We start from the raw sequence: 13,000 nt of genomic DNA, 5'->3' as shown, positions 1-13,000 counted from the left end.
TTAAAAAACAAATTATATACATATGAAATAGCCATGCACGAACCGTTCACAAACGCTAATGAATATAACATGGCTATACTATATGACCTTTAAAAAACAAATTATATACATATGAAATAAAGGCACGGAGATAATTATTCTCCGTGCCTTTTAAATTTAATATTATGTTAAAAATTGAACATATAGGTATTGCTGTTAAAAATTTGGAAGATTCTAATCATTTATTTTCTATATTATTTGGAAAAGCGCCTTACAAAACTGAAATTGTGGAAACTGAAGGTGTTCGCACTTCATTTTTCATTACTGGCGAATCAAAAATAGAATTGTTAGAAGGTATAGGTACTCAAAACCCAATAACAAAATTCATTGAAAATAATGGCGAAGGAATTCACCATATTGCTTTTGAGGTAGTAGATATCCTGTATGAAATAAATCGGTTAAAAAAAGAAGGTTTTGTTATCCTAAATGAAATTCCCAAAAAAGGGGCTGACAATAAACTAATCGCCTTTCTTCATCCTAAAAGCACAAATGGGGTTCTTATAGAACTTTGTCAGGAAATAAAAACAGTTAATGGTTAAACAGATCAAGTATAGTTTGTCCTGCGGTTAAATGTATTCCCATAATACCTCTTTCTAATGCTCCTTGAACATGTTGAATAGAGTCATCGATAAAAACGGTTTCTTCAGCATTTAAGGCATTCTCTTTTAATACAAAGTCAAATATTTCTTTATTTGGTTTTCTCATCCCTATTTTAAAAGACAAATATTGCTTTTCAAAGTAATTGGAAAGATCTTCAAATCCATATGTCTTTTTTAAATAGGAAGAGTAGGATATCCAATGAATCTCATTAGTATTGCTTAATAAAAAAATCCTGTACTTGCTTTTTATTTTTTCTAGAAGATCAAGCCGCTCACTCGGCAAGTCAAGCAACATGGAGTTCCAGGCATTTGTTATTGATATGGAATCAAGAGGTGTTTTGGATTGTTTTGAAATTTCCTTTATAAATTCATTTGAATTAATTTTCCCGGTTTCATAATTGTCAAATACCGGGTTTTGATTTGCCTTTGAATACAATCCTTCAAAATTATTTATTCCTAGTTCAATGAAAGCATTAACAGTTAGGGTATAATCTATGTTTAAGATAACACCCCCTAAATCAAAAATTATGTTTTTGTATTTGTTAGAATCAATTTTCAACATATTTTAAAATGTTATTGTTTTATATGATGCAAATATATACTTTTGCAATCCGTTTTATAATAAACTATAAAAAAGAGCAAATCTTGTATTAAACAAGATTTATCCGGGCCTATAGCTCAGCTGGTTAGAGCATCAGACTCATAATCTGAGGGTCCCTGGTTCGAGCCCAGGTGGGCCCACAAAACAAGGCGGTACAAAATTGTATCGCTTTGTTTTTTCATCCTCTTTTTTTGTATTAAATTTTCTTTTTTTTCTTTACCTAATACAGTACAAATCATTCTTGCAATTGAAAAATACAACTTTTAAATTCTGCTATTTTTTTTGAAATAACAGTCTTTTGAATTTTTTTTTTTAATTAAATTTTATACATTTGAGTCTTGCCAAATTAACTGTACTATTAGAATTGAATTTTTTTAATACGTGAGAACAATAAAAACATATACTTTACGGGTAATATGTGTAACCATTTTGGCTGCTCTTCTCTCTTCTTTTGGCAATAATCTAAATAATCAAACGGTAAATACAAATGCCAAAATGAAAACCATGTTTATCTATGGTTTTACAAAAAATATTGAATGGCCATTAAATTATAAAGAAGGAAATTTTGTAATCGGTGTAATTGGAAATTCTAATTTGTCTTCTGAATTAAATAATCTTGCATCTACCCGAAGAGCAGGAAATCAAGCTATCGAAATAAAAAAGTTTCAATCAGCATCCTCTATTGAAAAGTGCCACATGTTAATTGTATCTCCCGATCATACTTCTGATTTTCAGGAAATATTAAATAAAGTAAAAAATGGGAGCACCTTGCTAATAACTGAAAAGGCTGGTTTGGCAAGGCAAGGTTCAGCTATCAATTTTATTGTTCAGGATAATAAACAGGCATTTGAATTAAACAAGGGAAATGCCGAAAAATATGATTTAAAAGTCAGTACAAGTTTATCAACACTTGCTGTAAATGTATATTAATTGGAATGAATAAATTTAAATTCATACTATTTGTGCTACTTGCAATTAATCTTAGTGCTTATGCACAAAGTAATAAGGTTGCAATTGCCCTGACTCATTTTCAAAATGAAAATTATTCAGAGGCAAAATTAGCTATTGATGATGCAGCTAATGATGAAATTTCTTCCTTGGATCCATATACTTGGTATGTACATGGCTTCATTTATAAGGAAATTTATAAAGCCTCACAGAAATCAAACCCAATTTCAAATTTACGATTAGAGTCTTTGGAATCATTTAAAAAATCAATTTCTCTTGACAAAGCAAATGAGCACAAAGAAGATAATGAACAAAATTTGAAATATCTGGCAACAACTTTTTTCAATGATGTTGTTTTAACTCTTAATCCAAAAGATTATCAAATAGCAATAAAAAACTTTGAAAGTTTCAAGGAAATACAAAATATGCTTGGTCAACATCAATCTTTAAAATCAATGGAAATTGAATTTAAACTAGCTTTGGCTTCTGTTTTTACCAGTATTTATGATTCAGAAAGAGTTGCAAATATTGCATATTTTAAAAAGGTTGAAGATTTGTATGCTAATGTTTTGCAAATTGATCCTGAAAACATCAGTGCAAATTATAATTTAGGAATTCTTTATTATAATAAAGCTGTAAATATTATCAATGAACTTGATTTTGACATGGATATTTTTGAATTCATGGAAGTACAGGAATCAACAGTAAGCATTTTTAAACAATCATTGCCTTTTATGGAAAAAGCTTACAAATTGGATCCGCAAAAAAAGGAGACTTTAAAAGGATTGGAAGGAATTTATTTTAGTCTGCATGAAATTGAAAAATCAAATGAGATTAAAGCTAGGTTAGAAAAACTAGATTAAATATTAAGAGGATAGTTTTATATGAAATTTAGGTTTACAATAGGCAGAAAAATAGGATTTGGGTTTGGAACTCTTATTTTATTAACAATAACAGCCTTTTTTTTTACACAAAATACAATTAACAAAAGTAAAGAAATCAATGATGAAATTACAAATGTAATTTCACCCTCTGTTGGCGCCCTGGAAGAACTCAATTTAATGATCGTTAGGTCAAAAATGTATATTACAAACTGGGCCTTTATTCAATCTAGTGACGATAATTTTGATAAAGAAAAACTTCGCAAGTTAATAAATGAAGATTATCCTGAACTTAAAAGAAAAATTAATGAACTTTCCTTAAACTGGAGTCTTGATGAACAAAATACAATTTCAAGTATTTTTAGCTTAATTGAATTGCTGTTCAAAGAGCATAAGGAAATCATGACAAATTTGAATTCCTTTTCCAGTTATGATGACCCAACAATTGTTTTCTTTTTTCGTCCAACTGTAGATGAAGATGGAGAAATTGATACAAAAACAAAAATAATTCTTGAGAATCTTTCCGATCTAATAATTACCCATCATGAAAGATCAACTAGAGTTAGTGATCAAATGCTTAAATCCTTTGATTTATTATTATTAATTGTTAAAAGTCTAGGAATGATACTCCTTTTAGGAGGAGTGCTTATTGCTACATTAACAGTGAATTCGATTGTAAAGCCCGTCAATCATTTGAAAAAAATACTTCTTCTAATGAGTAAGGGAACTGTAACAGAGCAAAAGATTTCATTTAGAAATGATGAAATTGGTGAAATGTCTGTTGCATTAAATCAATTAATAGAGAGTGTAATTAGAACTAGGGTGTTTGCCAATGAAGTTGGTGCTGGAAATTTTGATTATGAATATCAACCATTAAGTGATCAGGATAATCTAGGTTTTGCATTAATTAAAATGCGTGATGATCTTCGGGAAAATGAACGGTCATTAGAAAGAAAAGTCGAGGAAAGAACTGCGGAGGTTGTAAGGCAAAAGGAGGAGATTGAAGTTCAGCGAGAAAAATTAGAATTTCTATATAACCAAGTAACAGATAGTATTAAATATGCAAAGAGAATTCAAGAGGCTATATTGCCTCCAGATTCAATTGTAAAAAAACATCTACCCGATTCCTTTATTCTTTTCAAGCCGAAGGATATTGTTAGTGGTGATTTTTATTGGCTTGAGAAAAAGGAAAACAAAGTATTTTTCTCTGCTGTAGATTGTACAGGACACGGAGTTCCTGGTGCTTTTATGTCTATAGTTGGATATAATATACTTAAACATATAGTTAATAAACTTAATGAATTAGAACCTGCAACAATATTAAACTATCTTAATAACGGTGTTAGTGAAACACTTCATCAAGGACTTGATGAAAACACAACAAAAGACGGAATGGATATTGCCCTTTGCTCCATCGACTTTGAAAAAAATGAAATCGAGTATGCAGGTGCATATAATCCTCTTTATATTATTCGTAAAAATGAACTAATTGAAATAAAGGCCGATAAGTTCCCAATTGGAATGTTTGTGGGAGAAAATCAAAAATATTATACCAATCATAAATTTAACCTTGAAAAGGGCGATACTGTTTACATTTTTTCCGATGGTTACGTAGATCAATTTGGGGGCAGTAAGGGAAAAAAATTCATGGCAAAACAATTCAGACAAACCTTGCTTGATATCCAACATTTAAATACAAAAGAGCAAAAAAATTATCTTGATAATATAATCGAAGAATGGAGAGGAAATGAGGAGCAAGTTGATGATATTCTTATAATTGGAGTACGAATTTAAAAATAACTTCATTGCAATTTTTGTAGGATTTTAGCAAATAAAATTTTAATTTCGCCAAATTGCATTTTACTGAAGTTATATGATAAAATTTTACAGATTAGTTTTCTCTTTTGTTATAATTGCCTTTTCTTTTTACTTTTCAGCAATTGCTCAAACAGTACCTGTACAAGGTATCAATTATCAGGCAATCGCCAGGGATGCAAACGGAGTTGCACTTGCAAACGCAAGTATTGGAGTTCAGATAAAAGTATTAACAGGCAACCCTCCCACAAACGTTGCCTACCTTGAATCCCATCAGATAATAACAAATCAGTTTGGTTTATTTAATATAGTAATTGGCAATGGAACAAGTACTATAGGAAATATACAATCCATTGCTTGGGCTTCAAATTCTCATTTTCTTGAGGTTTCCATTGATCCTCTTGGGGGAACCAATTACATCAGTATGGGTATAACCCAATTCCAGGCTGTTCCATATGCTTTTCATGCCGGTACTGCACAAAGTGGGGTAGCTGGAGCTACGGGTGCAACAGGTCTTAATGGAACAAACGGAAACAATGGAATAGACGGTGCAACCGGTGCATCAGGAAACAATGGAATAGACGGTGCCACAGGCGCAACAGGAAACAATGGTCTAGACGGAGCAACGGGTGCAACTGGAAACAATGGACTTGATGGTGCAACGGGCGCAACAGGAAACAATGGAATAGACGGAGCAACGGGAGCAACAGGAAACAATGGAATAGATGGTGCCACAGGCGCAACAGGAAATAATGGACTTGATGGAGCAACGGGAGCAACAGGAAACAATGGAATAGACGGTGCCACGGGAGCAACCGGAACAAATGGACTTGACGGATCAACGGGCGCAACAGGAAACAATGGAGTAGACGGTGCAACTGGAGCAACAGGAAACAATGGAGTAGACGGAGCAACTGGCGCAACAGGAAATAATGGAATAGATGGAGCAGCGGGAGCAACGGGAAACAATGGAATAGACGGTGCCACAGGCGCAACAGGAAATAATGGACTTGATGGAGCAACGGGAGCAACGGGAAACAATGGTCTAGACGGAGCAACTGGCGCAACTGGAAACAATGGACTTGATGGAGCAACGGGAGCAACTGGAAACAATGGACTAGACGGTGCAACGGGAAACAATGGTTTAGATGGAGCCACAGGTGCAACTGGTCTTGATGGAACAAATGGTTTAGATGGATCTACGGGAGCAACAGGCCTTGACGGAACAAACGGAACAGATGGAATAGACGGAGCAACCGGAGCCACAGGCCTTGACGGAACAAACGGAACAGATGGAATAGACGGAGCAACCGGAGCCACAGGTCTTGACGGAACAAACGGAACAGATGGAATAGACGGAGCAACAGGAGCCACAGGACTTGCCGGAACAAACGGAATTGATGGAATAGACGGAGCAACCGGAGCCACAGGCCTTGACGGAACAAATGGAGTAGATGGCGCAACCGGAGCCACAGGTCTTGACGGAACAAACGGAGTAGATGGAATAGACGGAGCAACCGGAGCTACAGGTCTTGACGGAACAAATGGAGTAGATGGAATAGATGGCGCAACAGGAGCCACAGGCCTTGACGGAACAAATGGAGTAGATGGAATAGATGGAGCAACGGGAGCAACAGGAAACAATGGACTAGACGGTGCCACAGGCGCAACAGGAAACAATGGACTAGACGGTGCCACAGGTGCAACAGGAAATAATGGAATAGATGGAGCAACTGGAGCAACGGGAAACAATGGAATAGACGGTGCCACGGGAGCAACAGGAAATAATGGACTTGATGGAGCAACTGGCGCAACTGGAAATAATGGAATAGACGGAGCCACTGGAGCAACCGGATTAAATTCCTTAACAAATCTAACTTTTGAGCCCGCAGGAGTAAATTGTATTAATGGAGGACAACTAATGGAAACAGGAACTGATTTAAATAATGATGGGTTTCTTGATTTTAGTGAGGTTACATCTACAAGTTATATCTGCAATGGAGCTGACGGAGCTGCAAATGCTTGGGCACTGTTAGGAAATACTGGTACAGTTGAGGGCGTGGATTTCATTGGAACTATTGACAGCGTAGATTTAGAATTTAGGACTGTAAACAATCTTCGAATGACTATTAAAAAAGACGGATTAATTGGAATGGGAATAAAAAATCCTATGTCTGCCCTGCAAATTACTAATGATAGCATGCCCTACCTTTTACTAAACTCTGCTGTTCAAGAGGGAGGTTTTTATGTTGCAAGGTCAGGAGGAATTATAGATGGAATGTCAGCTACTCCTGCTAATTTCAAATTAGGTGAATTTGGGTTTGGTGGGCATGATGGTATAGGAATAATGAATTCTGGACCAGCTGCAGGAATTTCTGCTTTTTCTACAGAATCATTTTCTACTGGAAATGGTGCCAGGCTGCATTTTTATACTACAAATATTGGCAGTGTTCAAAAGAAAACGAGAATGATAATAAATGGTAATGGAAATGTTTCCATTGGTGAAAATCCTCCAAACCCTTTCGCAAAATTACATATTCAAGATACTGTTAGAGGTATATTAATACCAAGATTAAGTACGGCTCAAAGAACTGCAATTTCAGGACTTAATAATTCAGAAGCAGGTTTACTTGTTTATGATTTGGATCTTAAAAACTTTGTGCATTGGGATGGAACTGCTTGGGATACAGGTGGTGGTGGATCAAACGCATGGGAATTGTTTGGAAATAACATTACTGATCCAAATAGTTTTATCGGAACCACAAATGAACAGGATTTTGCTATAAAAACATTCTCTTTAGAAAGAATGAGGGTTACTTCTACGGGCCGTGTTGGTATCGGAACAAATGCTCCTGGAACTGTTCTTCACATTGCAAGTGATACTGAGCCCCGCACTGTGCTGATGGGCTCATCCATATCAGAACCAGGTTTCTTGATTTTCAGATCAGATAATGTTCTAAGTTCTCCATCAGCTCCTCCTTCAGGATTTACATTAGGAATTTATGGCCTTAGTGGTTATAATGGATTAACATGGGGTCCTAATGGTCCAAATGCAGGTATGTCTGCAAGAACCAGTCAAAATTGGTCAACCATAGGAATGGGTACTGAATTAATTTTCACTACTACTGAAAATGATGCCATAAGCAGCACAAATAGAATGATAATCACTCATAATGGGAACATTGGAATTGGGGTTTCAGTACCTACAAGTAAACTACAGGTAGCAGGTGATATTGGGCTTGGTGCTGGAACAGCTGCAACAAGCGATGCAATTACTGTTGTATTGGTCAATAATACCGCAGCTCTAGCTAAAGGAGATATCGTTATTATTCATCCAACCACTGGAATATCCTCAACCAATATTAATGGACATACTTCAGTTGTTGGAGTAATGTATGAAAATTGTGGTGCCGGCCAGGAATGTCGTGTAGCTATTTCAGGAGTCGTGGAAGTTAAAGCAGGCCCTAATGGTTCTGTTAGGGGGCAACATGTAATTACTTCAACAACTCCCGGAGGGGCAGGTAGTGTTTCCACACCTGGAGCAGGCTCTTCCATCGGATTATGGCTAGATGCTGTGGGATCCGGTGCATTTGGAAGGGTAATACTTAAATAAATTAAATGAAAGCTTTTAAAAAAAATAGAAAGATGAAATGCTTTAGTTTCCTTCTGATTTTACTATTGTCTACCTTGACATTTAAGGCTAACGCACAGTGGCAGGTTATATCCACTGGTACTGGTAATGCATTCACTTTAAATGATTATCCTTCAAATTTCACTTCATATACTCCTGGAATTACAGTTACATTTAAAGCCAATCATACAGTTACAGGTGCAGCTTCGTTAAATGTAAATGGCTTGGGGCCAATTAATATATACAAGCATGGAAATCAGCCTTTGGTTTCAGGTGATATTATATTAGAGCAATTTGTTACTTTAATTTTTGATCAAAGTGCTAATGCTTTTCAAATGACAAGTGGTTTAGGAAATAATCCCTCTTCCACAGGTTGGTCTTTAGGTGGGAATTCAATTACTGCTACTGATTTTTTTGGTACAAATAACGCTCGACCAATTAAGTTTACAACTAATTCACTGGAGAGAATGAGAATTGCCACAAATGGAGATATTGGAATAGGTACTACTCCGAGTAACAATTTTGCTCTTGAAGTTTTTTCCTCAAGTACAGCTATAAATACGAATAATGTGTTAAAATTAAGTAGCAATTTTGGTAATTCTTTTGTCGATTTGGAGGGAAGCGGTACTAGTGGCGGTGAATTCAGAATCCGTTCCAGTGGTGGAACTAATGGAATTGTTTTTCAGACCAGTGGAATGAATGACAGAATGCGAATTGATGCCTCTGGAAATGTGGGAATAGGCACCAACAGCCCCGGAGAAAGGCTTGATGTAAATGGAAGTATCCGTTACACGGGTGCCTTAATGCCTGGAGGTGATCCGGGGATAAACGGGTATGTTTTAAAATCCAATGGAGGTGGAATAAATACCTGGGTTGACCCTTCAACTTTTGGAGGTTCTACAGGCTGGAGTTTAACTGGTAACTCCGGAACTTTCCCGGGAATTAATTATGCAGGAACAACTGATAACGATTTCCTTTTAAAAGGTGGTACAGGGGCAAGCATCCGCTTAAATCACACGGCAAACACATCGGCACATACGGCATCCCAGCACGTTTTTAATACAAGTTCTTCTACAAGCCCCGGGGTTATTGTAAGCGGTTCAACCTACCAATCATCCATGCTAAATATTCAGAAAAATGCTGCAGTGGGAACTTCCGGGATGAGCTTAGGGTCGTTAACATTTTCAGCATCCGGCAGTGCAATTAACCAAGCCGAGATTCTTGCTTTAAGAGATCTTGCAAGTTCCGGGTCTGCCGATATTCCTACTGCACTTACCTTTTGGACAACTCCCGATGCTTCTTCAACTTCATTGGAGCGCATGCGTATAAGCAATGCTGGTAATGTTGGCATTGGTACTACTAATCCTTTATCTCCTCTTTCGGTCGGGACAAGCAGCCAGTTTCAGGTAAATTCTACCGGGAATATTGTAAAGATAAATAATATTGTTACTTCATTTCCAACTACTCAAGGTCCAGCCTCTAGTTATCTTACTAATAATGGTACCGGGACACTTTCCTGGACGATACCTCCGGCAAGTGTAACAAATGTTACCGCTACCGCTCCATTATCATCTACAGGAGGCACAAATCCCAGCATTTCATTATCTGGTATTGTGCCTATTGGCAATGGCGGAACCAATAATGCCACACCATATAATTTGGGGTCTGTTATTTTCAGCAACGGTACTTCTTTAACTCAAAACAACGCAAACTTTTTCTGGGATAATGCAAACAATCGTTTAGGGATTGGTACAGCTATTCCTCTGGAAAGAATTGATGTTTCAGGAAATATTAAATTTTCGGGTGCGTTAATGCCTAATAACTTACCAGGAGCTTCCGGACAGGTACTCACCTCTGCCGGCCCCGGAATACCGCCTACATGGGCTGTCGCTTCAGCTGCAAATGTATGGAGTTTATTAGGAAATGCAGGAACAGTTGATGGAACAAATTTTATTGGTACCACTACGAATGTTCCTTTGGAAATGAGGGTAAACAATGTTAGGGCTGGAAGAATAGAAAGTTCAAATGGCAATACCTTTTTAGGTTATCAGGCAGCATTTTCCAATACAGGAACTCAAAACACAGCTCACGGAACACAGGCTTTATTTTCCAATACGTCAGGTAATTTTAATACAGCTATTGGCTCTAATGCTCTTAATAAAAATACTACTGGGGGATATAACTCAGGATTCGGGACCTGGGCTTTATTTAATAATACTACGGGCTTAGGGAACGTAGCTACGGGGCATCAAGCCCTTTTTTCTACAAATTCGGGTAATAACAACTCGGCTTTTGGAAGGGATGTGCTTTATAATAATACTATCGGTGATCAGAATGTTGCAATGGGTAGAAATGCGCTTTACAATAATGTTGCAGGTTCTAATGCTGTTGCAATAGGCGCTTTTTCCATGGCAAACGCTAATAATACTTTAACAGCATTTACTAATTATAATGTAGCTGTTGGATATGAGGCACTTAAAGGCTCGAACACACCTTCTTCAAATACAGGAAACACCAACACTGCGATAGGATATCAATCATTATTATCTAATTCTTCAGGTTTTGGCAATACAGCAACCGGAACATGGTCTCTTCAATATAATACTATCGGAACTGATAATACAGCTACAGGTTATAATGCTCTTAATTTAAACACTTCCGGAACATATAATACAGCTACAGGCTCCGGCTCAATCGGTTCTAATACTACAGGGTATAACAATGCTGCTCATGGAGCACAGGCACTTTATTCCAATACCACAGGTTACGAAAATACAGCAAACGGATTGGGAGCTCTCTTTGGAAATACAATTGGCTTTTATAACACTGCTATGGGCTACAGTGCAGGACAGAACAATACCTCAGGAACAAAAAACACTTTTATTGGTACTTATGCGGATCTTTCCGGCACTCAGAGAACTAATGCTACCGCAATCGGGTATAATGCAAAAGTAGATGCAGATAATTCTATAGTCTTAGGAGGAACCGGAGCAGATGCCGTAAATGTAGGTATTAATACCACTGCACCCACAGCCAAACTAGATGTAAACGGGAAAACAAAAACAAATAGCCTTCAGGTAACGACTGGAGCTGCCCTAGGATATGTTCTGACTTCAGATGCTTCTGGTAACGCTACATGGCAGTCTGCTGGAGGCGGAGGTTCAGGGTGGAATTTGACAGGAAATGCAGGCACTGTTGATGGAACTAACTTTATAGGTACCACGGATAATGTTCCGTTAAATTTCAAAATGAATAACCAAAAGGCTGGAAGAATTGATGTAAACGGGAATACTTTTTTTGGTTTATTAAGCGGGAATTCCAATACCGGTATCAATAATACCGCCTATGGTTTAAATGCTCTCCGTGATAATATTGCAGGAAGTTCAAATACTGCTTTTGGTGTAAACGCCTTGAGATTAAACAATGCTTATGATAACGTAGCTGTTGGAAGCAGTGCTTTAAATAGTAGTACTTATGCCTCCCAAAATATTGCCATTGGAAGAGATGCTTTATTCACTCAGTCATTCGCAAATGGCAATGTAACCTGGGCTACTGATAATGTGGCAATCGGTTATAAGGCTCTTTATTTTAATCAGCCAACAAGTAATAGTAATGGCAATAAAAATCTGTCTTTAGGAAGTTTCTCACTGTATAATAACACAACGGGTAGTAGTAATGAAGCAATTGGGTACGAGGCTCTTTTTAAGAATACTATTGGGATTAGAAATATTTCTATTGGTGCTCAATCTCTTTATAATAATATTGATGGAGAACAAAATATAGCTATTGGGTATCAATCTTTATACAGTAATACTTCAGGAGTTTCAAATATTGCTGTAGGCATACAGTCCTTAAATGCAAATACCTCAGGTTATTATAATTCAGCTTTGGGTATTTCCGCATTAATGTTAAATACTACAGGTTTTAGGAATACTTCTGTCGGACAAGGGTCTCTTAGTAATAATAGTACTGGTAGTCAGAATACCGCAATTGGTTTTAATGCATTAGTTAACAATACAACGGGTTCGAGAAACATTGCAATTGGAGATTTTGCTGATGTTAGTACCGGAGGATTAACAAATGCAATTGCAATAGGTTGGGGCTCTTCAGTAGGCTCTAGTAATAGCATGGTTTTGGGCGCTACCGGAAGTAACGCAGTTAATGTTGGGATAGGAATAAATGCCCCTAAGAGCACATTAGATATAAACGGAGCTTTCGGAACAACGGTTAAAAAAGTTACCACAGCCACAACGCTTGATAACACAGCTGCAATCTATTATCTGAGTGGAACAGCATCAACCTTTACACTTCCTGCGGCAAGTTCTTGCCCCAACAGAAGGTATATTCTTGTTGCGCGTGGCGTTGCAATAACGGTAAGTCCAAGTTATGTTCTTTTAAGTACAGGTGCCACTTCAACATCAGTTGCAGTTAATACTAGCATTGAAATTATTTCAGATGGTACTAACTGGTTGCAGATAAGGTAAGA

7 protein-coding genes and 1 tRNA gene are annotated in these 13,000 nt (G+C 36.9%); 7 read left to right on the top strand and 1 reads right to left on the bottom strand.

Annotation, left to right across the window (positions count from 1 at the left end):
* Positions 1–164: 164 nt before the first annotated feature.
* Positions 165–578 carry a methylmalonyl-CoA epimerase gene (mce, locus tag H0V01_15360; protein MBA2584749.1) on the top strand — a complete coding sequence of 138 codons (414 nt, stop codon included), beginning with the start codon at positions 165–167 and terminating at the stop codon, positions 576–578.
* Here mce and H0V01_15355 read toward each other — a convergent pair.
* Entirely contained in the window at positions 568–1,200 is a 633-nt protein-coding gene (locus tag H0V01_15355; GenBank protein MBA2584748.1) for an HAD family phosphatase, read from the bottom strand. The genes mce and H0V01_15355 overlap by 11 nt on opposite strands.
* Positions 1,201–1,305: 105 nt before the next feature.
* Between H0V01_15355 and H0V01_15350 the strand changes: the two genes are divergently transcribed.
* The 6 genes from H0V01_15350 (at position 1,306) to H0V01_15325 (ending at position 12,998) form a co-directional block, all read left to right on the top strand.
* A tRNA-Ile gene (locus H0V01_15350) sits at positions 1,306–1,379 on the top strand.
* Positions 1,380–1,620: 241 nt separating this feature from the next.
* Positions 1,621–2,169, top strand: a complete 549-nt coding sequence (locus H0V01_15345; protein ID MBA2584747.1) for a YfiR family protein — start codon at positions 1,621–1,623, stop codon at positions 2,167–2,169.
* A 5-nt stretch (positions 2,170–2,174) separates the two neighbouring features.
* Positions 2,175–3,050 carry a hypothetical protein gene (locus H0V01_15340; protein ID MBA2584746.1) on the top strand — a complete coding sequence of 292 codons (876 nt, stop codon included), beginning with the start codon at positions 2,175–2,177 and terminating at the stop codon, positions 3,048–3,050.
* A 21-nt stretch (positions 3,051–3,071) separates the two neighbouring features.
* Positions 3,072–4,862 carry a SpoIIE family protein phosphatase gene (locus tag H0V01_15335; protein MBA2584745.1) on the top strand — a complete coding sequence of 597 codons (1,791 nt, stop codon included), beginning with the start codon at positions 3,072–3,074 and terminating at the stop codon, positions 4,860–4,862.
* Positions 4,863–4,941: 79 nt separating this feature from the next.
* The gene (locus H0V01_15330; GenBank protein ID MBA2584744.1) at positions 4,942–8,496 is read left to right on the top strand and encodes a calcium-binding protein; all 3,555 of its coding nucleotides are present in this window, start codon (positions 4,942–4,944) and stop codon (positions 8,494–8,496) included.
* A gap of 32 nt (positions 8,497–8,528) precedes the next feature.
* Complete coding sequence (locus tag H0V01_15325) at positions 8,529–12,998, top strand: hypothetical protein (GenBank protein MBA2584743.1); 4,470 nt, start codon at positions 8,529–8,531, stop codon at positions 12,996–12,998.
* Positions 12,999–13,000: the final 2 nt, after the last annotated feature.

Source organism: Bacteroidota bacterium (assembly GCA_013696965.1).
In the GTDB taxonomy this organism is placed as follows: Bacteria; Bacteroidota; Bacteroidia; order JACCXN01; family JACCXN01; genus JACCXN01.
The sequence above is the reverse complement of the archived record's forward strand: the minus strand, read 5'-3'. Positions and strand labels throughout refer to the sequence as shown.